General features: G+C 68.6%; 26 protein-coding genes. 18 read left to right on the top strand and 8 right to left on the bottom strand.

The window, feature by feature from the left end; all coding sequences use genetic code 11:
* Positions 1–43: 43 nt before the first annotated feature.
* On the bottom strand, positions 44–415 hold the full coding sequence (locus AFER_RS08630) for a DUF805 domain-containing protein (protein ID WP_015799061.1): 372 nt from the start codon (positions 413–415) through the stop codon (positions 44–46).
* Positions 416–508: 93 nt separating this feature from the next.
* Here AFER_RS08630 and argC point away from each other — a divergent pair, with 93 nt between their 5' ends.
* The 9 genes from argC (at position 509) to AFER_RS08585 (ending at position 9,397) form a co-directional block, all read left to right on the top strand.
* Entirely contained in the window at positions 509–1,522 is a 1,014-nt protein-coding gene (argC, locus tag AFER_RS08625; RefSeq protein WP_015799060.1) for an N-acetyl-gamma-glutamyl-phosphate reductase, read from the top strand.
* Entirely contained in the window at positions 1,519–2,700 is a 1,182-nt protein-coding gene (argJ, locus tag AFER_RS08620; protein ID WP_041663494.1) for a bifunctional glutamate N-acetyltransferase/amino-acid acetyltransferase ArgJ, read from the top strand. The genes argC and argJ overlap by 4 nt, the downstream gene beginning before the upstream one ends.
* Positions 2,697–3,572 carry an acetylglutamate kinase gene (gene argB / locus AFER_RS12430; protein WP_015799058.1) on the top strand — a complete coding sequence of 292 codons (876 nt, stop codon included), beginning with the start codon at positions 2,697–2,699 and terminating at the stop codon, positions 3,570–3,572. The genes argJ and argB overlap by 4 nt, the downstream gene beginning before the upstream one ends.
* Positions 3,569–4,735 carry an aspartate aminotransferase family protein gene (locus tag AFER_RS08610; RefSeq protein WP_015799057.1) on the top strand — a complete coding sequence of 389 codons (1,167 nt, stop codon included), beginning with the start codon at positions 3,569–3,571 and terminating at the stop codon, positions 4,733–4,735. Before argB ends, AFER_RS08610 begins: the two co-directional genes overlap by 4 nt.
* 2 nt (positions 4,736–4,737) lie before the next feature.
* A complete protein-coding gene (locus tag AFER_RS08605; protein ID WP_015799056.1) occupies positions 4,738–5,682 on the top strand; it encodes an ornithine carbamoyltransferase in 945 nt (314 codons plus the stop codon).
* A gap of 5 nt (positions 5,683–5,687) precedes the next feature.
* Positions 5,688–6,170, top strand: coding sequence for an arginine repressor (argR, locus tag AFER_RS08600; protein ID WP_015799055.1), 483 nt, complete (start codon positions 5,688–5,690; stop codon positions 6,168–6,170).
* 155 nt (positions 6,171–6,325) lie between these two features.
* Positions 6,326–7,522, top strand: coding sequence for an argininosuccinate synthase (locus tag AFER_RS08595; protein ID WP_015799054.1), 1,197 nt, complete (start codon positions 6,326–6,328; stop codon positions 7,520–7,522).
* Entirely contained in the window at positions 7,519–8,919 is a 1,401-nt protein-coding gene (argH, locus tag AFER_RS08590) for an argininosuccinate lyase (RefSeq protein WP_015799053.1), read from the top strand. The genes AFER_RS08595 and argH overlap by 4 nt, the downstream gene beginning before the upstream one ends.
* On the top strand, positions 8,891–9,397 hold the full coding sequence (locus AFER_RS08585) for a DNA-3-methyladenine glycosylase (RefSeq protein ID WP_015799052.1): 507 nt from the start codon (positions 8,891–8,893) through the stop codon (positions 9,395–9,397). The genes argH and AFER_RS08585 overlap by 29 nt, the downstream gene beginning before the upstream one ends.
* Before the next feature lie 435 nt (positions 9,398–9,832).
* Here the strand turns inward: AFER_RS08585 and AFER_RS12795 are convergent, their stop codons facing one another.
* The 3 genes from AFER_RS12795 to AFER_RS13000 are packed head-to-tail and all read right to left on the bottom strand — an operon-like array spanning position 9,833 to position 10,998.
* Positions 9,833–10,102: a transposase gene (locus AFER_RS12795; RefSeq protein ID WP_015799050.1), complete on the bottom strand. Its 270-nt coding sequence runs from the start codon at positions 10,100–10,102 to the stop codon at positions 9,833–9,835.
* 4 nt (positions 10,103–10,106) lie between these two features.
* Complete coding sequence (locus AFER_RS12790; RefSeq protein ID WP_083769375.1) at positions 10,107–10,748, bottom strand: transposase; 642 nt, start codon at positions 10,746–10,748, stop codon at positions 10,107–10,109.
* Positions 10,651–10,998 (bottom strand): transposase, encoded by a 348-nt coding sequence (locus AFER_RS13000; RefSeq protein WP_049755444.1) that lies wholly within the window; start codon positions 10,996–10,998, stop codon positions 10,651–10,653. The genes AFER_RS12790 and AFER_RS13000 overlap by 98 nt, the downstream gene beginning before the upstream one ends.
* Before the next feature lie 390 nt (positions 10,999–11,388).
* Between AFER_RS13000 and AFER_RS08570 the strand changes: the two genes are divergently transcribed.
* Both AFER_RS08570 and AFER_RS08565 read left to right on the top strand, forming a co-directional pair.
* Positions 11,389–11,685 carry a hypothetical protein gene (locus AFER_RS08570; RefSeq protein ID WP_015799048.1) on the top strand — a complete coding sequence of 99 codons (297 nt, stop codon included), beginning with the start codon at positions 11,389–11,391 and terminating at the stop codon, positions 11,683–11,685.
* Entirely contained in the window at positions 11,682–11,996 is a 315-nt protein-coding gene (locus tag AFER_RS08565) for a CopG family transcriptional regulator (RefSeq protein ID WP_015799047.1), read from the top strand. Before AFER_RS08570 ends, AFER_RS08565 begins: the two co-directional genes overlap by 4 nt.
* A gap of 92 nt (positions 11,997–12,088) precedes the next feature.
* Here AFER_RS08565 and AFER_RS12080 read toward each other — a convergent pair whose 3' ends face one another.
* The gene (locus tag AFER_RS12080) at positions 12,089–12,406 is read right to left on the bottom strand and encodes a hypothetical protein (RefSeq protein ID WP_143711995.1); all 318 of its coding nucleotides are present in this window, start codon (positions 12,404–12,406) and stop codon (positions 12,089–12,091) included.
* Positions 12,407–12,471: 65 nt separating this feature from the next.
* Between AFER_RS12080 and AFER_RS08555 the strand changes: the two genes are divergently transcribed.
* The 4 genes from AFER_RS08555 (at position 12,472) to AFER_RS08540 (ending at position 14,577) form a co-directional block, all read left to right on the top strand.
* Positions 12,472–12,969, top strand: a complete 498-nt coding sequence (locus tag AFER_RS08555; RefSeq protein WP_015799045.1) for a phospholipase C/P1 nuclease family protein — start codon at positions 12,472–12,474, stop codon at positions 12,967–12,969.
* 109 nt (positions 12,970–13,078) lie between these two features.
* Positions 13,079–13,477 carry a hypothetical protein gene (locus tag AFER_RS12425; RefSeq protein ID WP_015799044.1) on the top strand — a complete coding sequence of 133 codons (399 nt, stop codon included), beginning with the start codon at positions 13,079–13,081 and terminating at the stop codon, positions 13,475–13,477.
* Between the two features lie 280 nt (positions 13,478–13,757).
* Positions 13,758–14,198, top strand: coding sequence for a type II toxin-antitoxin system death-on-curing family toxin (locus AFER_RS12420; protein WP_015799043.1), 441 nt, complete (start codon positions 13,758–13,760; stop codon positions 14,196–14,198).
* Between the two features lie 16 nt (positions 14,199–14,214).
* Positions 14,215–14,577 (top strand): recombinase family protein, encoded by a 363-nt coding sequence (locus AFER_RS08540; protein ID WP_015799042.1) that lies wholly within the window; start codon positions 14,215–14,217, stop codon positions 14,575–14,577.
* 588 nt (positions 14,578–15,165) lie between these two features.
* On the opposite strand, the gene AFER_RS08530 is transcribed toward AFER_RS08540, so the two are convergent.
* From AFER_RS08530 to queF, 3 genes are read right to left on the bottom strand one after another with little or no spacing between them, the layout of a single operon-like run.
* Positions 15,166–16,113, bottom strand: a complete 948-nt coding sequence (locus tag AFER_RS08530; RefSeq protein WP_015799041.1) for a DMT family transporter — start codon at positions 16,111–16,113, stop codon at positions 15,166–15,168.
* Positions 16,110–16,682: a hypothetical protein gene (locus AFER_RS08525; protein WP_015799040.1), complete on the bottom strand. Its 573-nt coding sequence runs from the start codon at positions 16,680–16,682 to the stop codon at positions 16,110–16,112. Before AFER_RS08525 ends, AFER_RS08530 begins: the two co-directional genes overlap by 4 nt.
* Complete coding sequence (gene queF / locus AFER_RS08520; protein WP_015799039.1) at positions 16,679–17,146, bottom strand: preQ(1) synthase; 468 nt, start codon at positions 17,144–17,146, stop codon at positions 16,679–16,681. Before queF ends, AFER_RS08525 begins: the two co-directional genes overlap by 4 nt.
* Positions 17,147–17,239: 93 nt before the next feature.
* Here queF and AFER_RS08515 point away from each other — a divergent pair, with 93 nt between their 5' ends.
* The 3 genes from AFER_RS08515 to AFER_RS08505 are packed head-to-tail and all read left to right on the top strand — an operon-like array spanning position 17,240 to position 21,144.
* Positions 17,240–17,920: a hypothetical protein gene (locus tag AFER_RS08515; protein ID WP_015799038.1), complete on the top strand. Its 681-nt coding sequence runs from the start codon at positions 17,240–17,242 to the stop codon at positions 17,918–17,920.
* Between the two features lie 9 nt (positions 17,921–17,929).
* Complete coding sequence (locus tag AFER_RS08510; RefSeq protein ID WP_015799037.1) at positions 17,930–19,138, top strand: amidase family protein; 1,209 nt, start codon at positions 17,930–17,932, stop codon at positions 19,136–19,138.
* Between the two features lie 35 nt (positions 19,139–19,173).
* Positions 19,174–21,144, top strand: coding sequence for an acetate--CoA ligase (locus AFER_RS08505; protein WP_015799036.1), 1,971 nt, complete (start codon positions 19,174–19,176; stop codon positions 21,142–21,144).
* Positions 21,145–21,164: the final 20 nt, after the last annotated feature.

Below are 21,164 nucleotides of genomic sequence, written 5' to 3'. Positions count from 1 at the left end.
AGCTGGAGTTCTAGCGAAGCGTTCCCATGCTGATATAGCCGATCTAGAACCGGGGAGAGCGAACCGGCGTCGACGGATCCCCGTAGCGGTTCGGCCCTGGGGTGCCCGGGAGGAGTTCGAAGACGAGCAACACGATCGCGCCGACGATCGGAACGAGCGCGATGAAGATCCACCAGCCGCGATGGTCGGAGTCATGGAGACGTCGAACGACGAGCGCGAGGTTGGGGATGATGGCGGCGAGCCCATACAGGAGACCGAGATCGCTGACGAGTGACGTGGAGCGTGCACCCAAGGTGAAGAGCAGCTCGAGAACGAGGTTGATGAGGAAGACCCACCAATACTCGGCCCGGCTCGAGCGTCCTCGGAAGTCGACGTAGCGCAGCCAGAACTGTTCATAGGCGACGAACGGACCCACGGGCGCCTCCCTCGATCGAAGGAAGCTTAGCTCGGCGCCGATTCTTCGGGCAGGGTGCGCATGATTATGCAGTAGTGGACATAGACTCTCGACATGGACGTCGTGGTGGTGGGCGCAAGCGGCTTCGTTGGCCAAGAGCTCGTTCGGGTGCTGGCGCGGCACCCCGTCTTCGAGCCCGTCGCGTTCCAGGCCCACCAGCGCGCTGGCCGCCGCCTGGGCGAGCTCGTGCCTGGCCTCAGTGTCGACTTGGCCGAGCGGCCTATCGAGCCCATCGATCCTCGTGCCGTCGCCGCTGAACTCGCCTTCTGTGCACTCCCACACGGTCACAGTGGTGGGATCATCCGAGAACTCCGTGCTCGGGGTGTCCGCGTGGTCGATCTTGGTGCCGACCTGCGCCTGGCAGACGAGGCGACCTGGCGGCGCTGGTACGGAGACGACCACCCCGCGCCCGAGCTCCTCGGGTCTGCCGTTGTCGGGGTCGCCGAGCACGTGCGCACGGAGCTTGCGAGCGCACAGGTCTGGGCGGTTCCGGGGTGCTACGTCACCGCGACGGTGCTCGCCGCGAAGCCGCTGATCGACGCTGGTCTCGCTCGTCGTGACCTCGTCGTGGTGGACGCGATCTCGGGCGTCACCGGCGCGGGCAGTGCAGCCACGGAGACGACGCATTTCGTCAACGTTGCCGAGGGAGTGCGCGCCTATGCCCTCGGGGGGCATCGACACACGCCCGAGATGCGCTCGCTGCTCGGGGTCCCGGTGCGCTTCACGCCGCATCTCGGGCCCTATTCACGCGGTATCGCCGCGACGATCACGCTGCCGGTCGCCGACGCAACCGTCGATGCGGACTCGGTGCGCGACGTCCTCGCTCGGGCCTATGGAACCTCGCCCTTCGTCGAGGTGCGAGAGACGCCTCCGTCGACGCGTGAGGTGCGGGGGTCCAATCGAGCCGTGCTGGCCGCCACGGTCGACGACGAGGTCGGCGTGATCGTCGCGACGAGCGTGATCGACAACCTCGGCAAGGGCGCGGCGCAGCACGCAGTGCAGGGCGCGAACCTGATGGTCGGTGTGGATGAAGTACTCGGGCTCGAGGGATTGGGGGTGTGGCCGTGAGCGTGACCGCGCCGGCAGGCTTTCGTGCAGGTGGAGCGTGGATCGGCATCAAGGCGGGCGGCGCGTTGGACGCGGCCTTCGTCGGATCGGCCGACGGTGAGCCGGTCGTCGCGGCGGCGGTGTTCGCGACGACTGACTCGCCAGCCGCACCCATCGAGGTGTCGAGAGCGCACCTCGCTGGCTCGGGCCGCCGCGTTCGTGGCGTCGTGCTGACCTCGGGCAACGCGAACGCTGCCACCGGGGAAGCGGGACGAGCAGCCGCTCGGCGCCTCCTCGAGGCTGCAGCCCACGCCTTCGGAGGCCGGGCCGAGGACTATCTCATCGCTCAGACCGGCCTCATCGGGATCTCGTTCCCCATCGACGCGGCGCTCGCGGGCTTCGGGGCCCTCACTGCGTCGGTCGGAGTGGACGAGCGGAGCGCCGAGACCGCGGCTCGAGCCATCATGACCACCGACACCCATCCGAAGACCGCGCTCGTCGAGGGGGATGGTTTTCGCGTCGGGGGCTTGGCCAAGGGTGCGGCGATGATCGCGCCTCAGATGGCGACGATGCTGGCCGTCATCACTACGGACGCGGCGGTCGAGGCGGAGCGTCTCGACGCTGCGCTGCGCGCGGCGGTCGAGACGACCTTCAATCGGATCACGATCGACGGATGCAGCTCGACCAACGACACGGTCGTCGCACTCGCCTCTGGTCGGGGACGCTCGCCTGGCGAGGAGTTCGAAGAGGCCGTCCGCGAGGTCTGTGCGCAGCTCGCGCACCAGATCGTTGCGGACGCCGAGGGTGGGTCGCGCGTCGGGGTGGTGCGCGTGCTCGAGGCACGCGACGAGGACGAAGCGCTCCTGATCGCGCGACAGATCGCAAACTCGCTCCTCGTGAAGGCGTCGTTGCTCGGCGGGGATCCCTACTGGGGCCGTGTCCTGGCCGAGGTGGGGGCCGCGCGACGCGGCGTCGATCCGAGCGGTGTGCGCATCTGGTACCAGGGGATGCTCGTGGCCGAGGGTGGCCTCGAGGCCCGAGGCGGCTGGAGTGCGAACGAGCACGAGGAGCTCACGCGGCGGATGGCCCAACCGGAGGTCGACCTCGCCGTCGCACTCGGGCGTGGATCGGCGAGCGCCACCGTCTTGACCAGCGACATCGGTCACGGTTACCTCGAAGAGAACCGGAGGACCTCGTGATCGACCTCGATCCTCGTCTCCGCGCCCCGATCCTCGTCGAGGCTCTGCCCTACATCCAGCGCTTCGCGGGTCACACGGTCGTGATCAAGTACGGTGGCAACGTGCTCGGCGACGAGGCGGGGTCGCTCGCCTCGCTCGCTACCGATCTCGTGCTCCTCGCTCACGTTGGGATCCACCCGGTCCTCGTGCATGGCGGGGGTCCGCAGATCGATGATCTCGCGCGCCGACTCAAGGTGTCGAGTGAGCGTCGCGGCGGCCTCAGGGTCACCGACGACGCGATGCTGGAGGTGGTGAGGCTCGGCCTGCTCGGTGCCGTCAACCCCACCATCGTGCGCGCCGTGAACCAGGTCTCCGGAGCGCCGAGAGGGGTGGGCCTCTCGGGCGTCGACGGTGGGCTCGCACGTGCGCGTGTCGTCGATCCGTCGCTCGGTCGGGTGGGCGAGGTGGTCGAGGTGCGTGCCGACCTCGTGGAGGCGCTGGTTGCACACGGCATGATTCCGATCGTGGCGTCGCTCGCCGCCGACGACGAGGGCCGTGAACTCAACGTCAACGCCGATCAGTTCGCTGCCGCCCTCGCGCCGGCGCTCTCGGCGACGAAGCTCGTGTTCTTGTCGAACGTCCCGGGCCTGCTTGCCGACCCAGACGATCCGGCGAGCGTCGTCTCCGAACTCACCCTCGGCGAGCTCGAGGATTGGCTCAGCTCGGGCAGCGTACGGGGCGGCATGGTCCCCAAGCTTGCTGCCGCACGGGCCGCGCTCGAGGCCGGGGTCGACGAGGTGCACTTCGTCGACGGTCGTGAACGCCACGCGCTTCTCGTCGAGTTGTTGTCGGATGCGGGGGTCGGAACCATGATCCGTCGGAGCGCGTCATGACGAGGCTCGGGCTCATCGGCGTCTACGGGCAGCCCAAGCGGCGGTTCGTCCGTGGCGAGGGCTCCTGGCTCATCGACGCCGACGGCCAGCGCTACGTGGACCTGCTTGCCGGCATCGCCGTGGTGTCGCTCGGTCACGCGAACCCGCGTCTCGTCGAGGCCCTCGGGGCCCAAGCTGCGCGTCTGTGGCACGCGTCGAACTACTTCGACACTGACGCGCGCGAGCGCGCGCTCGCCGCGCTCCAGACGCCGCTCGCCTCGCTCGGGGACGCGTCGGTGTTCTTCGCCAACTCGGGGACCGAGGCGGTCGAGGGGGCGTTCAAGCTCGTCCGGCGTGCGCGCGCTCCGAGGACCCGCGTGGTCGCGATGACCGGCGCGTTCCACGGGCGTACCTTCGGCTCGCTCTCGCTGACAGGTCAGCCCGACAAGCAAGCGCCGTTCGAGCCGCTGGTGCCCGACGTCGTGCACGTGGATCCGCACGACACGGCTGCGCTCGAGGCGCAGGTCGCCGACGAGGCGACGGCAGCCGTGGTCGTCGAGCCGATCGCGGGAGAGGCCGGCGTCCATCCGCTGCCAGCGGCGGCGATCGCGGCGATCGAGCGGGCACGGCGGGTCTCCGGCGCGCTCGTCGTCGTGGACGAGGTCCAGACGGGCCTCGGCCGTACGGGTGCGTGGCTCGGTTCGGAGGTGGTCGGGCTCGAGCCCGATGTGATCACGCTGGCCAAGGCACTCGGCAACGGGTACCCGGTCGGGGCGGTCGTGGCCCGTGCGCCGGTCGCCGAGGCGCTACGCCCGGGAGACCACGGCTCTACTTTCGGCGGTAATGCCCTCGCGATGGCGGTCGTCGAGGCGGTGGCGAACGAGCTGGTTCGCCTTGACGCGCCCGCGCTTGCTCGCGCGCGAGGTGACGAGGCCGTCGCGTTGGCGGGGGCGCTGCCTGGGGTACGGCTCGTCGAGGGCTCTGGCCTGATGTTGGGCCTCGAACTCGCCGCTCCGGTCGCAGCGCGCGTCGTCGACGTGGCGCTCGCAGAGGGCGTCGTGGTGAACGCCACCGGTCCGACGCGGTTGCGGCTGCTGCCGCCGCTCATCATCACGGCCGACGAGCTTGCGGAGGGGTTTGCCCGCCTCGGTCGTGCCCTGGCCCGTGTCCTGGAGGAGGTCTGAACATGGAGCGCGCGACGTCGCTCGTGGTCGGGGACGTAGACGACCTTGCTCCCGAGGACATGCGGCGCCTCGTCACCGAGGCGGTCGCAGCGAGCGGGCCGCTTCGAGGCGGCACCATCGCAGGGGTCTTCGAGCATCCGAGCATGCGCACTCGCTCGGCGCTCGGCGTCGCTGCGGCTGCGCTCGGGGCGACGCCCGTGTTCTTCACCGGCGACGAGATCGGGATCGATACGCGGGAGGCGGCCGAGGACGTCGCCGAGGTGCTGGCGCGTCACCATCGGGTGGTTGGGGCGCGTCTTCGTCGTCACGCCACGTTCGAGCGGATGGCTCCCAGGTTCGCTGGGCATCAGCGACCCTTCGTCAACCTGCTCACCGATCGCGCGCATCCGACTCAGGCCATTGCCGACGTGATCACGATCCACGAGGCGCTCGGCACGCTCGAGGGTGTGCGGATCGCGTGGATCGGCGATGCGAACAACGTCGCTCGATCGCTGGCCAAGGCCGCTGGCGCGCTCGGAGCCGAGGTGCGCATCGCGGCGCCGGCGGGGTTTCAGTTCTCCGAGGCCGACATGGCTGAGATCGATGCCTACCTCGAGCGTGCAGGGCGGGCGCGGGGGGCGATTGCGCTGTTCGACTCGCCGACGAGTGCGGCACGCGGTGCCGATGTGCTCTCCACGGACGTGTGGGTCTCGATGGGCGAGGACCCGGCCAAACGCAGCGCCTTCGAGGGCTGGGCCCTGACGGAGGCGTTGGTCGCCGAGGCGAGCGACGAGGTTGGGATCTTGCACTGTTTGCCGGCGCACCGTGGCGAGGAGATCGAGGCGTCGGTCCTCGACGGCCCGCACTCGTGGGCCTTTCGTCAGGCCGGCCATCGCGTGACGGCCATGGTGCGACTGTTGGCGTTCCTCGTCGATCGTGCCGGCTCCGGCTCGATCGAGCGGTGGTGATCGCCATGGTCGCGAAGAACCAGCGCCAGTACCGGATCGCGAAGCTCATCAGTCAGCAGGCGATCAGCTCTCAGCAGCAGATCGTCGACCTACTCGCCGTCGAGGGCATCTCCGCCACGCAAGCGACCGTATCGAGAGATCTCGACGAGCTCGGCGCGATCAAGGTTCGTGGTCCGCAGGGTCAGAGCGTCTATGCCATCCCGGATCTCCCGCGGGACCAGACCACGTCGGAGGATTACCTTCGTCGCGTGCTGTCGGAGTGGCTCGTGGAGGTCGCGGTTGCGAGGGATCTCGTGCTCGCCAAGACCCCGCCGGGGTGCGCGCATGTCGTTGCCGCTGCCCTCGATCGCGCCAAGCCCGATGGCGTGCTCGGCACCGTGGCGGGTGACGACACCCTGCTCATCGTGGTGTCGCAGGGCTCGACCGCCCCGGAGGTCGCCGCGTTGCTGCACAACCTCGCCGGACTCCCGGGCGAACCCAGAGGTTAGGCTGACGCGGGCATCGGCGCGGATCTGGCTCCCGTGACTGCGCGCGTCGGCTCTGCTCGGATCGATCGACGGGATCGACCTGGTCGTGGCGCCAGGTCGCACGGAGCGCGCTCGATACAGGACGAAGACAAGACGGAACAGCAAGGAGTCGACTCGTGGCTGAAGTGGTAGTGCTGGCCTATTCGGGGGGTCTCGACACGTCGGTGGCGCTCAAGTGGCTCCAAGTCGAGCGTGGTTTCGACGTCGTTGCGCTCTCGGTGGACGTGGGCCAGCAGGAAGACCTCGAGGCGGTGCGGACCCGCGCCCTCGCGACCGGCGCGATCGCCGCCGAGGTGGTCGATGCGCGTGACGCCTTCGCCGACGACTACATCGCGCGTGCGATCAAGGCGGACGCGCGCTACGAGAATCGCTACCCCCTCGTCTCGTCGCTGTCGCGTCCGCTCATCTCGGAGCGGCTCGTCGAAGTGGCCCGGCGCTACGGTGCGAGCGCCGTCGCGCACGGCTGTACCGGCAAGGGGAACGACCAGGTCCGCTTCGAGGTTGCGCTCGCCGCACTCGCTCCCGATCTCACGGTGCTCGCGCCCGTGCGTGATTGGGGCATGAACCGTGAGGACACGATCGAGTACGGGCGCGCGCACGGGGTCACCCTCACCCAGTCGAAGGAGAACCCATACTCCATCGACCAGAACCTCTGGGGTCGTGCGGTCGAGTGCGGTGAGATGGAGGATCCCTGGGCGGCGCCACCATCGGACGTCTGGGCCTACACCGCAGGTGGCCTTGCGTCGCTCCCCGATCAGGTCGTCATCGGTTTCGAGCAGGGTGTGCCGGTGTCGCTCGACGGTGAGCGCCTGCCGCTCGCCGCTCTCGTGGACCGTCTCAACCGGATCGCCGGATCGTGGCAGGTCGGTCGGATCGACATGGTCGAGAATCGACGGGTCGGTATCAAGTCGCGGGAGGTCTACGAGGCACCAGCCGCGGTCGTGTTGCTCGAGGCGCACCGGCAGCTCGAGGACATCACCCTCGAGCGCGAGGTGGCGCACGCCAAGATCGAACTCGGTCTGCGGTGGGCAACCCTCGTCTACGATGGGCTGTGGTTCTCGCCCCTGAAGCACGCCATCGACGCCTTCATCGACGAAGCGTCCAAGCCCGTCACCGGTGAGGTGCGGGTGCGCTTTGCGCCGAACGCGTTCTGGGTGGATGGCCGTCGCAGCCCCTCGTCGCTCTACGACTACGAACTGGCGACCTATGCCAGCGAGGATCGGTTCCGCCATGGTGACGCCGAGGGCTTCGTACGGATCTTCGGGCTCGGGATCCGTACCTGGGCCGAACGCCAGGGAGGGCTGCGGCCGTGACGCTCTGGCAGCACCGCATGGGTGCGCCGCCCGCCGATGCCCTGCTCTCGTTCACCGAGAGCCTCTCGATCGACGAGCGTCTCTGGCGCGAGGACCTCGAGGGCTCGAGGGCACACGTCGAGGGACTCCACCACGCGGGCTTGCTCGACGACGATGAGCTCGAGACGCTGCTCGGGGCGCTCCGGGCCGTCGAGGCCGAACTCGGCGAGGGGACCTTCGTCGTGGTCCCCTCCGACGAAGACATCCATACGGCCATCGAGCGACGCGTGACGGAGCTCGCCGGTGACGTCGGCGCCAAGCTGCACACCGGCCGCTCGCGCAACGACCAGGTCGCGACCGATCTGCGGCTCTGGGCCCGTGACGCACTGGCAGAGGTTGCCGGAGGGCTCATCGGGTTTGCGGACGTGCTTCGTGAGCTCGCCGAGAGTGCGGGCAGCGCAGTGATGCCGGGCTACACGCATCTCCAGCGCGCTCAGCCGATCCCGGTCGCACAGTGGTTGCTCGCTCACGCCTGGGCGGTCGAGCGCGACATCGCCCGAGTGCTCGACGCACTCGTGCGCATGGACGTCTCGCCGCTCGGTGCCGGTGCCCTGGCAGGTTCGACCTTGCCGCTCGACCCACCGTGGGTTGCGGCCCGGCTCGGGTTCTCGCGTTCGTTTGCGAACAGCGTCGATGCGGTCAGCGATCGGGACTTCGTCGCCGAGGGGATCTTTGCGATCACGATGGCGGGGGTGCACCTGTCGAGGCTCGCGGAGGAGATCGTGCTCTTCACCACCGAGGAGTTTCGCTTCATCCGCCTCGACGACGCCTACGCCACGGGCTCGTCGATGCTGCCGCAGAAGAAGAACCCGGACATCGCCGAACTCTCGCGCGCGAAGGCCGGTCGCTACATCGGCGACCTCGTGACCATCCTGACCGTCTTGAAGGGGTTGCCTCTCACCTACAACCGGGATCTCCAGGAGGACAAGCAGCCGCTCTTCGACGCGGTCGACCAGTTCCGCCTCGAGCTGTCGGCGATGCAGGGGCTGCTTGCGACGATGACGTTCGACTTCGACGCCATGCGACAGGCGGCGTCATCGGCCTACCTGCAAGCGATCGATGTTGCGGAGTACCTGGTACGTCGAGGGATGCCCTTTCGACGTGCGCATGCGGTGGCGGCAGGGCTCGTGCGTGACTCGCTGGAGCGCCACGTCGCGCTCGCCGAGCTCGTGGCGGCGCATCCGCAGCTCGGCGAGGAGGCGGTGCGCCTCATCGAGGCTCACGAGGCGATCGAGCGGCGCGGCGCGAACGGGATGGCGAGTCTTGAGTCGGTGCGGCGTCAGCTCGACGAGCTGCGCGTCCGGCTCGGCGAGCGTCGGGAGCGCCTCCATGCACTCAGGCACACGCGCCCTGCGTGAGCTGCTCGAGGGTCCGGCACACGACGTCGCTCCGCGGCTCCTCGGTGCACGTCTCGTCGGGCCGCTCGGCGCAGGTCGACTCATCGAGGTCGAGGCGTACGAAGGCGCTGAGGATCCAGGAAGTCATGCGTGGCGAGGATCGACACCGCGGAACCAGATCATGTGGGGTCCTCCGGGCCACCTCTACGTGTACCTGTGCTACGGGGTGCACTGGTTGGTGAACATCGTCGTGGCACCCGAAGGAGTGCCAGGTGCCGTCCTCGTGCGCGGCATCGAGCTCGACGACGGGCGTCGAGTGCTCGGTCCAGGGCGGGTCGCACGAGCGCTCGGCATGACGGGCGAGCACAATGGCCTCGTGCTCGGCGGGGCGGTCGACCTCGAGCCGGCCGACGAACGCAGGACGGGTGTTCTGGCGACTGGCCGAATCGGGCTGAGCCGCGGGGGCGAGCTCGCGTGGCGTTTTCTCGTCGATGAGTAGGAACGCAACCCCGGAGAAGGCCTAGGCAGCTCTGGTGCGCTCAATCGGTGAGGCCGGGTCGAGCGGTCGCGTTCGGTCGCCCATCGGTTTCGATCTCCTCGAGACTCCATTGCCTGCGTGCGTCCGAGTCGTGGTGGTCGACGAGGCGGGACTGGTCGCGCAGCGACGAGCACTGCTGCATCCTCGCCCGACGACCTCCCCACGCCCCCTCCCGGATCACGCCCGACCCGGGAAGCTGCCATCTCGACGCGCCCACCGGCTTCGTCTCCTGACGTACCGGCGGGGCAATCCCGTGCTCCCCGCGGGATCCTGTCGCCGTGGGATCTGCGCCTCCTGTGGCGACAGCTATCGCGGTGAAATCTCGGACCAGATGCGACAGCAGGGTGCGATGGATCACGTCCCACCGAGTGGTGTAAATCCGTTCCCTGGCCGCTCTCAGCCTACCACTGCAGGCTCTTCCTCGGCGGGCGACGGCAGCACGGGAGGAGCGCTAGGGGGCCGAGGCGTCTCGGAGGTGCCCGCCGTGTCGTCGTCGCTCGTGGCAGTCACAAGCTCGGCCATGGACTCCTGTGATAGGTATTGCCGCTCGGCAACGGCCCACTCCTCGTGCTGGCTGAGCACGACAGCGGTGACAAGGCGCAGGAGAGCGGCGTCGTTGCCGAAGACCCCGACGACGTTAGTGCGCCGCTTGATCTCGTGGTTCACCCGCTCAGAGCGGGTTCGTGGACCAGATCGTTCGCCAATGGGCCTCCGGGAAGTTCGTGAAGGTGCAGACCTCCTCCTTGGCCTCGGCGAGCATGGTCACAACCGCTGGGAGCTTCGCGGCAAGGGAGTCGATGACCTGGTCGTAGCGGGTACGTACCGCTCCTGGGGACGGCTTGAGCGACGATCGTTGGGATCTGAGGCGAGGTCCATCTCCCGAGCTCCCCTTCTTCGATGCGAGCGAGCACGTCGCGCCCGCTGCACTCGGCACCTGTGCCAGCTCGCCCCGACGAAGCACCTGGCGATGGCTTGGTGAGCCTGCGCTCTGGCATCGGAGCTGACGAGGCGCACACCCCGAGGCCCGAGATCCCTGAGCTCCCTCTCGCACTCGGTCCAGAAGCTCTCGGTCTGCCCATCCCCGACGCACGACCCCGAGGACCTCGCGGTCCCCGGCGGTGTGCACGCCGGTGATGACTACCACGGCACGGGAGATGACCTGGTGCTCGAGGCGACCCTTCGCGTAGGTGGCATCGGCGAAGAGGGAGCAGAACTCAGAGATGGTCCAGCCTGCGGCGACGAAATCCTGCCAGCTCCTCGTCGAGGGATGCGATGATGCGGGAGACCTCGCTTGTCGAGATCCCCGTCCCACCGAGGGCCGCGACCAAGTCGTCGACCGTGCGGGTGCTGACTCCCTCAGACGTCGGCCTCCATGACCACGCACGTCGAGGACGCGATCGACGCAGGCGGCGGCGCTCGCCGATGCTCGGGACACGCTCCCCCGACGGAGCTTTGCGGATGCGTAGCTCCAGGTCGCCAGCATTGGTGACGAGCAGACGGTCGCGCTCACCGTTGCGCTTGCGTCTGGCGTCCCTCGCCTCGTTCGTCGCGGCCAGCTCCAATGACCGCTCGAGCCTCTCGCTCGATGAGGGCTTGGAGAACGAGCTGAACCCCCTCTCGGATGACGTCGATGTCGCCGCCTGCTCTGATGGCGCCAGAGCACGTGGGTGAAGTCGGAAAGAGTCAGGGCCACTCGCGTACCTCCTCTGGCGAGCTCTTGACCGACAAGCCAGAGATCGCCCGGTGGCCCGCCCTCCTGGAGTTCAGGCCGCCCGGAAATTACACCACCTGGTGGGACGCCACTCTACGAGTGGTAGCTGCGCCGTGACGACCTCCGAGCCGCTCCCTGGGAGCGGGTGCTACTGCTGCCGCGAACCTCACAACCGTCCTCTCACGGTCGGCGCCGAGCCACCAAGCGTAGTCGAGTGTAGTACTATGTAGGTGTGGTGCGAGTGGACTGGCAGAAGCGAGCCGCCTACATCCGCTCACGCCACGGCATCGAACCAGGCTGGGCTGACGAAGCGATCAACGAGGACCATGCGGTCTGGCTCACGCCGGACCCTGCGAGCCGGAGCGGTCGATCGGTACGAGTGATCGGCTACTCGCCGAGCGCTCGAGATGTCCTCGTTGTGATCCTGGTCGCCGCCGACGTCGACGAGACGGAGCGGCCTGCCGGGGAGTGGTGGGGCGCCAACGCCTGGGTCGCAGGCCCACGAGATCGACGGATCTACGCGGAGGAGGACCGATGAGCAGCAAGATCGAGGAAATCCTGGCTGAAGAGGGGGCAGCGGCGGAGCAGCACGACCTCGCCGACACGATGCCCACGGACATCACGGTCGCACGGCCCAACCTCACTCGCCCAACCGTGGTGTCGGTACGGTTGTCCGCTGACGAGCATGCCCGGCTCCAACGGGCCGCCGCTCAGGAGCACCTACCAGTCTCCACGCTGCTCCGCATCTGGGCACTCGATCGGCTCCGCACCGAGGAGGGAGGGGGCGAGCTGAGCGTCGCCGAGCGCCTCCGTCGGCTCGAGCAGGCCGTATTCCAGCACACCGTGTAGCTGCGGCAGTGGTTGGTGCCGGGCAGGTCGTCCGGCAGCACCACCCGGAAGTCGATGGTCCTGTTCAGACGGGCGAGTTCTGCTCGAAGAACTCAGGAAGTAGCGGAAGAAGACCGTTCGCTCGCGCCTCCTCGAGCGCTCGCCACGTTCCGTCGTCGAGTCCCCGTGGTCCGCTCATACTGCAACACTCGCTTCCCGAACGCGATCCGCCTGGTGATGCGCTGGCGGCCGACGTTGACCGCGGTCCAGGCCGGGACCTGGGTGGTGCGCCCCTCGTTGTACGCCTTGCGTGCGCTGTCGGCCTCCCAAGTGACACCGAGCTTGGCGAGCACCTCGGGGTACCGGCGATCGAAGATCACCGCCGTGCCGATGCCGGTCCTGCCGAAGTACTCGACGCGCCTCGCGCGCACGTAGATGCCCCGATCGTGCCGGTCGGCGCGAGCAGCGATGCCCGACGCGCCTCGCGCGCACGTAGATGCCCCAGCCGCCGCGCACGAGCACCTCCTCGTCGACGAGGGCGCGCAGCGCGCGGTCTACCGCTGAGCGGCTCTTGCCGCACTCGTCGAACTCGGAGCGCAAGAAGGCCACCTCGTTCTGGCCGGCGCCTCGCTACGTCGAGCACATCGATCTCGACGGTGCGCGGACGATCGAGGCCCTCTGCGACGAGGCGGGCATCGCATGTCGCGTGTTCGGTGAGTGGACCCAGCGCCTCGTCACGACGAGGATTGCCGAGCGACCGGACGACGACGCGATCACCGTTGGCGTGCTTGATGACAACGCGGCAGAGATCGTCGTGCCGCCACGCTCCACACGTGACGCTTGCACGATCGCCCGCTACGCGCTCTGCGCCCTTGCCTACGCCCTCTTTGACCTCGTGGCTCGCGAGAGTGTGCGTGACGAGCCCTGGACGCAGATGGAAATCCCTGAGGACGGCCGCGCAGCGAGCGCATCGGTCTTGCCCGGGGAGATATAGGCCAGGCCCGCCCTAATGGGACGGACACGAGGGAACGACTGGCACGACACGTCGGACAACGATCACGCTTTGAGGCGACGTAGGGCTCTTCGACTCCAAACCTGGCTGGATGGGGCCAGAGCGCTCGATTCTGCTCCTCGATGTCCGTCTCGTCACGACGGGAGAGGTAGTCACGGACCACCTCTGGTTCACGTACGGCGCGTCGCTCGCGCGCCTCGAGCTCCAGCCTGGCGATCGCATCCAGTTCGACGCCCGCGTCGGGCGCTTCATCAAGAGCTACCAGGGCCGACGCGCCGAGGAACTTGGCGAGGCGTGGTCGGAACTTGACTACCGCCTCGAGCGCTCGACCAAGGTATGCAAACTCGTCGACGACATGGTCGCCCCCAGCAATGAGCTTCCACCGACGTCGCCTCAGGGTGTACCGGCCGCGATCTCGCGCTCCCCACGGGATCCTGTCGCCGTGGGATTCACTCCTCCTGTGGCGACAGCTGTCGCGGCGATGTTGTAGACCAAAGGCGACAGCAGCCGCCGACGCCCCCCAGCTCGTTCTGCTACGGTGTGCTGACATCGGCTCGATGAGTTGGCGGACGTCGGCGCAGGGAGGGGGTGTGTTCGATCATGGCCAGCTAGGACCTCACCCGCTGTGTCGAGGCTGCACCCAGGCCCGTCGAGACCATCGACGACGTCATCGCTCGTGCGCGCGAGCGCCGCGCCGACCCCGGGTACTTGGCGATGCTACGAGGCATCATCGAGGAGCGCAAGGGGCTCCTCGAGCGCCTCGCCACGATGTGACGGTCCGCTACCTCGACCTCGCCGACTACGCCGTCGTCGTGCAGGCCACGCTCGGCCTCGACGAGGCCACGGTAAGGTCGATCCTCGCTGGCCCGGCAGGTCAACTCGCTGACTCAGCGCTCGCAGCGCCTCGAGCCGGCCTCGGGGGCGTGGAGGCCTACCCGACCGTGCCTACCAAGGCCGCGGTGCTGCTTGAGCGCCTGGTCGCCAACCACCCACTCCCCAACGGCAACAAGCGCTGTGCGGTCGTGACGACGGAGCTGTTTGTCCGGCTCAACGGCCACGTGCTGCTGGCGTCCGACAACGAGCTCGAGGACCTCGTCTGGAAGGTCGCCGAGGGAGCCATCGACCGTGAGACGTTGGCCCACCACCTGCGAGCCTTCGTCGCCGCGACCGTCCACTCCCGACCGTGGCACTCGTCTCCTGGCTCACGCTGAGGGTAGGCGCGCTCTCGTGAGCGAGGCCTCAGGGCGGGTCGTCGGCTACGTTCATGTGAGTTCGGTTGATCGGTCGGTCGAGCGCCAGCTGGTCGGCGTCCACACCGACCGTGTCTTCGTGGACCACGTCTCCGGCGCTCGGGTCGACCGCCCGGCCCTGCGCGACCTCATCGCCTACCTCCGCGAGGGCGACGAGGTCGTCGTCCACTCGCTGGATCGTTCGGCGCGCAACCTCGACGACCTGCGAGCCCTCGTCCCCCAGCTCAATGACAAGGGCGTCACGGTCCGCTTCGTCACGGATAACATGGCCGTCCGACCTGGCCACTCCGACCCGCTCTCCACCTTGCGCCTGTCCGTCGCGGGCGTGCTCGCTCACTGAGCAGCGGAACTCGGGGTGACTCCGTGGCTCCCCGATGCCGCATCGCCGTGGCAGCGCGGCCTCTGCGAGGCAAGCCGCTGAACGCCCAGGTCCGAGAGGAGGTGCTCGACGGGGACCGTCCGCCGCCGTGCAGGAGCCCCGGGCGCTCGTCGCACACGAACGGCATCGCGCCAACACGACGCGAGCCCACGGATCTGTCGCCTGCCTCAGCTCGGCCACGCGCTGCCACCCCGACGCCGCCACCCAGCGACGGATCCTCGCGTCCGGGAGTCGGAGGCTCGACGCGCTCTCGGTCATCGGCGCCCGCCGTGACCGAGCCGTGGCGGGAGGGCGTCAAGTCTCGCCTTCAGGGTGGACTCGGTCGCAGGGCCGGTCACGGGCACTGGTGGTTGAAGAAGCAGCCGCCACGAGTCGCATCTCGTGGGTCATCCTGGGGCTGCCGTAGGTTCCGTCCTGCTCGTGCGAGATGGCTCCGATCTCGCTGACAAGGACGATGTGCTCCGAGCCAGGGCCGTACCCGCTCCGGCGTGGTCTCGCGAGCGTCGCGAACTCGGTCGAGCATGTGGTCGGGGCCTGACGGGGTGACGGCTACGTGCGAATCCCCGACTGGGGTGCCTCAGGTGACGCGTTCGTCGCAAGCTGGACTCTCGGTGTGGCGATCGCCACGGCTCCTGAGACGCCGGCGACGACGAGGAAGCCGCCGAACACCAGGGTGAGAGTGATCGGTTCTGCGAGCAGTACGATGCCGAGGACGACGCCCACGAGCGGCTGGAAGAGCAGCATGGATCCCCCGACGGCGGCATCGACTCGACCGAACCCCCAGTTCCAGAGGAAGAAGGCGAGCGCCATTCCTGCGATGGAGATGTAGGCGACTTCGAGCCACGCCACGAGCGTCGTCGGGAGCGGATGCGCTGCGTGGCTGGCCGACGCCAGTGCGAAGGGGAGGCTCGTCACGGAGCCGACGATGCAGGCGATCGCCAAGACTCCGAGGGCGTCGTAGCGGCGGGTCAGGTGCGCCGATCCGACCGTGTAGATCGCCCAAGCGAGGGCCGCCCCTGCGAGGTCGATGATCCCGGGCTCGACCTGGGGTCCCCCTGGCGGATGGCCGGCGATGAGCGCCACACCCCCGACGGCGACGAGGATCGCCACGAGCTTGGGCCATGGGAGTCGCTCCCGCAGCCAGACCCTCCCGAGGAGCGCAATGAGCACCGGCGACGATGCGGTGATGAGCGAACCGAGTGCGGCCCCAGCGATGTGCGTGCCTTCGAGCTGCAGGCCGATCGAGACGGTGAAACCCACGATGCCGATCGCTGCCGCAAGGGCGAGGTCGCCGCGAGCGATGCGCAACCGCCCTGATCGCCATGCGATCGGAACCAGGATCAAACCTGCGATCGCCTCGCGCAGCTCGAGGACGACGAGTGGCGGGGTCTGGCGCATGAGGGCGGCGGTCGCGACGTACATGCCGCCCCAGATCGCCGAGGCACCAGCGAGGGCGATGATGCCGAGCGTTCGCTGACGGTGGTCGAGGTGGTTCATGACGCGGCGCGAGGACGAAGCGACGGTGCGGGGGTCACGCGTCGCAGCCCGATGGTGGCGGCGCTGCCCACGAGGACGATCCAGAACTTGCCGAGCAGTTGCCCTGGAAGCGCAGCGTGGAGCGGAATGCCTGCGAGCGTGAGGAACACCACCGAGTCCACCACGATCGCTGCGAGTCCAGCGGTGAACACCGCGCCGGGGAGCGTGCGACGTTGGAGCGGTTGGAAGAGCAGGAAGTCGGTCGACTCGGACAAGAGGAACGTCGCGCCCGATGCGAACGCGAGCGTCGCCGTGGAGACGAGCGCTGAGAGCGCCGCTCCGATGACGATGGCCGCGACGGCGACCCTCGGACCCGCGTAGCGCTGGACGAGATCGCGCGCGATGAAGGCGAGTGCTGCGACGTAGACCCCACTCGGGGCCTCGAGCCCGAAGCCCACGGGGAGCACACGTGCCCCCGGGCCCGGAGCGCCGACGTGGAGCAGCATCCAGTTGGCGAGGACGATGGATCCCACGTAGACCGCCGCACCCGCGATGGCGAGTGCGAGACGCGATCGATCGATGCCTCTCATGGACGCGCTCCGTTGTCCAGATCGACGAGCGCTCGGAGGGCAGCCGGGTCCTCGTGGTCGGCGACGACCTCACGGAGCGGCCAGATCGCGATGCCTCCGCGCGCGTTGAAGCGGCCGATTACCCGAAGATAGCGAGGAGCGAGGACGGAGGCAAGATCCTGCGCGACCTGCGCGACGCAGGCCTCATGGAAGGCTCCGTGGTTCCGAAAGCGCATGAGGTAGAGCTTGAGGCTCTTCGACTCGACGCAACGAGGCCCCGGCACGTAGACGATGTCGAGCTGGCCATAGTCGGGCTGGCCGGTCACCGGACACAGGCTCGTGAACTCGAGGGCGAAGAGCCGGATGACGAGCCCGCCGGAGGGCTGTGGCGTCGGGAAGGTCTCGAGCACAGATGGGTCAGGGTCGTCGTAGGCATACGTCTGCCGCGATGAACCCAGTGCCTGCAGCGTGATCGAGTCGTCCACGATCCCAGCCTACGGCGCGGGTGGCATCGCCCTCGCCGCGACGCCAGGGCGGGTAAACTGGAGGGGCCGTCGACTCGAGGGAGCAGGAGCGCCATGGCGATCGAGACGATCACGAAGGATTGCACCGCACTGACGGACGAGGAGCTGCACGCGCTCGGTGCGCTGGCAGCAGCGCACGGCGTGACCTTGACCCCTGAGTTCTTGGAGGCCGAGCGAGAAGCGTGGGTGCTCTGTGCCCTCGCCGCCGATGATGAGCAGCTCGTTGGCGGGATGCTCTTCACCCTCGAACGTATCGGCGGCACGCCCTGCGTGCTCATCGAGCTGGCGGTCACGACGCCGAAGGAGCACGAGCCCCTCACCTTGGCCAGTCTGCTCCACGAGGCCTACGAGCGCGCGCTGCTCGCGTTCCCTGACGAGGATGTGCTCGTCGCGGCCAAGCTCGGCTCCCCGACCGGCTACGACCTGCTTGCTGGTCTTGAGGACGTGGTTCCGCGACCCGGGCATCGTCCGACAGGAGAGGAGCGAGCCTGGTCGCGACGGCTCGCCAAGCGCTTTGGGCTCGATTCTGGCCTTGACGACCGCACCTCGGGTGCGGTGAGCGGAGAGCGGCCGGTCGGTTTCGTGGTCTACCGTCTCTCGGACGCGACGCCGACGGGTTTCGATGAGGTGTTCACCTGCTGCAAAGAGGGTGACGCCGACGTGCTCATCGCCTTCGGCTGGGCGATGGCCGAGGGCCTTGCTGACGGCAGCCTCCCGCCGATTCAGGGCGCATAGGTCGAGCACGTGCTCTTCGAGGTCCTCGACGACCTCGTCCACCGACGTCGCTGCGCGAGCGAGGTCGTCGTTGCCTCTCGCGCGCAGCTTCGCTCCCTCGAGCAACGCCCCGACCCCATCGCTGTGTCGCTCGACGACGCGGCGCTCGAGGAGGCTCGTGCGCTCGACGGTGTCGCCCCGTCGCCGTCTCGCCCGCTCGCTGGTGTCCCCGTGCTCGTCGATGCTCGTCTGTCAGATGGCGAGGGAGTCGTCGCGAGGGCCCGGAGTCTGGGAGCCGTCGTTGTCGGTCGCGTGTGGTCGACGACGGGCTCGGGGCCGCTTCCTGCTCTCGAGGATCCCGGTGTCGTGGACGAGTCTTGCGCGACCCGTGTCCTCGACGCTGCGGTGAGCCGGGTCGCACTCGGTGCGGTCCCGCTCGCGTTGGTCCCCGATGCCCTCGGGTCGCTGCGGGTGGCAGCAGCCGACGTCGGACTCGCGAGCGTGCACGTGCGACCGTGGGTGCTCGGTGACGCCGAGCGCCTGAGCGACGGCGTCGTCGCCGCGACGCTGTCCGAGACTGCATGGGCCATCGATGTGCTTCGAGACCCAGAGGGGCGGGGACGGCTCCTCACCCCGTTCACGCTCGGCCAGTGGCGTCCGACGCGGATCGGGGTCTGGGGCCGCGTGACGCCCGGACGCGCTCGCACGGACGAAGACGCAGTCCTCGACGAGGCCGCCTCCGCGCTGGAAGCGGACGGGGTCGAATGCATCGACGTCGACGACGCGTTCTGCGCACCGTGGTGGTCGCTCGTCGAGGCACGGCGCGCGCTCGAGGCGATCGCAACGACGCAGACCGAGCGCACCGCTCGCGAGGTCGCGACCGGCATCGTGGCGGCATTCGTAGCCGCCGAGAACGCGGTCCGAGCGGCGAGCGCGCGTGTGCGTCGGGTGGCCGGCGAGTTCGACGCGCTGCTTGCACCGAGCACCGTCGGGTCGAGCGGGGCGAGGACGAGAGCTGGTGAGGTCGTCGTGACGGACGACGACACCACCGAGGTGGGTCGAGTGCACGTGGCGAACCTGGCGAAGCTTGCAGCCACGAGCATCCCCGTACGACGTGGGGACCGGTCGCTCGGCGTGGAGTTCCTCGCGACCAGCGAGCCACGAGCGGTCGCCGCGGCCGCCTGCCTCGCACGGCGCGTCGCGCCCCGGGTCCTCGCCGCGCGTGCCGTGCCGTGGTAACATCCGCCCAGCGTGGAGCGAGGGAGGTGCTGCCCATGAGCGAGCCAATGCCAGAGCTACCCCCGATGGTGCGAACCGCCGAACTGGTGGAGCCGTCCCTGTCACCGTCTGGTCGACTGCCGGTCTCGAACGTCGACGAGTTCCGAGCGCTCTACGAACGCTCGATCGAGGATCTCGGGGGCTACTGGCGTTCGGTTGCAGCCACGTTCGAGTGGATCGATGGGTTCGACGAAGCCCCCGCCCTCGAGGGCAGCCTTGCCGATGGATTTCGGTTCTTTGCCGGGGCTCGTATGAACGTGAGCGTGAACTGCATCGATCGCCATGCGAGGCGCGAGCCAGAGCGCGTGGCGATTCGGTGGATCGGGGAGGATGGCGCCGAGCGCAGCTGGACGTACCAGGAGCTCGCCTCCGAGACCGCACGCATGGCGGCCGCGCTCACTGATCTCGGCGTGACGAAGGGCGACGTCGTCGCGATCTTCCTGCCGAACCTGCTCGAGACGTTCGCCGCGGTCCACGCGTGCTACCGGATCGGCGCCATCTACAACATCATCTTCTCTGGCTTCTCGGCGCAAGCGCTGTTCGATCGCATCGTCGATACCGGGGCCAAGGTGGTGATCACCGCAGACGGCACCTACCGCCGGGGGCGGCGTATCCCATTGAAGGAGACCTTGGACGGCATCCTGGATCGGTTGCCGTCGGTGCGCAACGTCATCGTCGTGCGTCGGCTCGGCGACGGTGAGGTCCCGATGCAACCGGGGCGCGATCACGCATGGGACGAACTCATCGCCGCGCATCCGGACGGAGCGGAGCCGGTGCCGGTCGAGGCGAACGAGCCGGGCTTCATCATTTACACCTCGGGCACGACGGCCAAACCCAAGGGGCTCGTGCACGCAGGCGTGGGCTTTCTCATCGGGACCTACCACAACGTCCAGTGGGCGCTCGACCTCGGGCCGGAGGACGTGTACTGGTGCACCGCAGACACCGGATGGCTGACCTTCCCGATCTTCGAGCTCGTCGGTGGCCTCGCCGCCGGGGCGACGATGCTGGCCTACGAAGGTGCGCTGGACTATCCGGAGCCCGATCGCGCCTACGACATCATCGAGCGCTACCGCGTCACGAAGGTCTTCACCGCCCCGACGTTCTTGCGCATGCTCGCGAGAGCGGGCGCGAGCTGGGCAGAGCGCCACGATCTCTCGTCGCTGCGTCTGATCTCGCTCGTCGGCGAGCCGCTCGACGCGACGACCTGGCACTGGGTGCGTGAGCACGTTGGCACGGGCACTGTGGAGATCAACAACACCTACGGACAATCCGAGACCGGTTCGGCGTGGACCTCGAGTGCCGTGGGCATCACGCCCGCCAAGCCCGGGTCGTGCGGGATGGCGCTCCCTGGTCATCGGTTCGACGTCGTCGACGATGAAGGCGCAACGGTGGGTCGAGACCGAGTCGGCTACCTGCTGCTCACGGCGCCGTTCCCGACGCTGGCGCGGTCGATCTGGGGGGATCCGGCGCGCTATCGGGCGCAGTACTTCACGCGCTTCGGTGCGGAACGCTACGACACCGCCGACGCCGCCCTCCTCGATCACGATGACCACGTCTGGGTCGTCGGCCGCGTCGATGGTGTCATCAACGTCGCGGGACACCGACTCTCGACGATGGAGATGGAGAGTGCGCTCCTCCTCGTACCGGGTGTGGCCGAGGCGGCAGTCGTCGGGGTCAGTGACGCACTGAAGGGCCAGGTCCCCGTCGCCTTCGTGACGGTTGCCGCCGGCGCCACCGGTGTCGACGAGGCCACGTGTGCTGCGGCGCTCGAGCGCGAGATCGGTCCGATCGCGCGCCCTGGCGCGGTGTACGTCCTGTCGACGATGCCGCGGACTCGATCGGGCAAGATCGTGCGCCGCCTGCTCGCCGAACTGGTCGTCGATGGCAAGGCGACCGGTGATGTCACCGGCCTCGAGGACCCCGAGGTCCTTGCCCGGATCCAGGCCGAACTGGCGAGGGGAGCATGAGACGTCGGTGACGTCACGGA

Source organism: Acidimicrobium ferrooxidans DSM 10331 (assembly GCF_000023265.1).
GTDB classification, from domain to species: Bacteria; Actinomycetota; Acidimicrobiia; order Acidimicrobiales; family Acidimicrobiaceae; genus Acidimicrobium; species Acidimicrobium ferrooxidans.
The sequence above is the reverse complement of the archived record's forward strand: the minus strand, read 5'-3'. Positions and strand labels throughout refer to the sequence as shown.

What these genes read in the sequence shown, in the direction of transcription:
- argC (WP_015799060.1), top strand. Translation starts at nt 509, where the DNA reads ATGGACGTCGTGGTGGTGGGCGCAAGCGGCTTCGTTGGCCAAGAGCTC.
- AFER_RS08610 (WP_015799057.1), top strand. Translation starts at nt 3,569, where the DNA reads ATGACGAGGCTCGGGCTCATCGGCGTCTACGGGCAGCCCAAGCGGCGG.
- AFER_RS08585 (WP_015799052.1), top strand. Translation starts at nt 8,891, where the DNA reads ATGCACTCAGGCACACGCGCCCTGCGTGAGCTGCTCGAGGGTCCGGCA.
- AFER_RS08605 (WP_015799056.1), top strand. Translation starts at nt 4,738, where the DNA reads ATGGAGCGCGCGACGTCGCTCGTGGTCGGGGACGTAGACGACCTTGCT.
- argR (WP_015799055.1), top strand. Translation starts at nt 5,688, where the DNA reads ATGGTCGCGAAGAACCAGCGCCAGTACCGGATCGCGAAGCTCATCAGT.
- AFER_RS08530 (WP_015799041.1), bottom strand. Translation starts at nt 16,113, where the DNA reads ATGAACCACCTCGACCACCGTCAGCGAACGCTCGGCATCATCGCCCTC.
- AFER_RS08565 (WP_015799047.1), top strand. Translation starts at nt 11,682, where the DNA reads ATGAGCAGCAAGATCGAGGAAATCCTGGCTGAAGAGGGGGCAGCGGCG.
- AFER_RS08555 (WP_015799045.1), top strand. Translation starts at nt 12,472, where the DNA reads ATGCCCCAGCCGCCGCGCACGAGCACCTCCTCGTCGACGAGGGCGCGC.
- AFER_RS08515 (WP_015799038.1), top strand. Translation starts at nt 17,240, where the DNA reads ATGGCGATCGAGACGATCACGAAGGATTGCACCGCACTGACGGACGAG.
- AFER_RS08525 (WP_015799040.1), bottom strand. Translation starts at nt 16,682, where the DNA reads ATGAGAGGCATCGATCGATCGCGTCTCGCACTCGCCATCGCGGGTGCG.
- AFER_RS12425 (WP_015799044.1), top strand. Translation starts at nt 13,079, where the DNA reads ATGGGGCCAGAGCGCTCGATTCTGCTCCTCGATGTCCGTCTCGTCACG.
- AFER_RS08505 (WP_015799036.1), top strand. Translation starts at nt 19,174, where the DNA reads ATGAGCGAGCCAATGCCAGAGCTACCCCCGATGGTGCGAACCGCCGAA.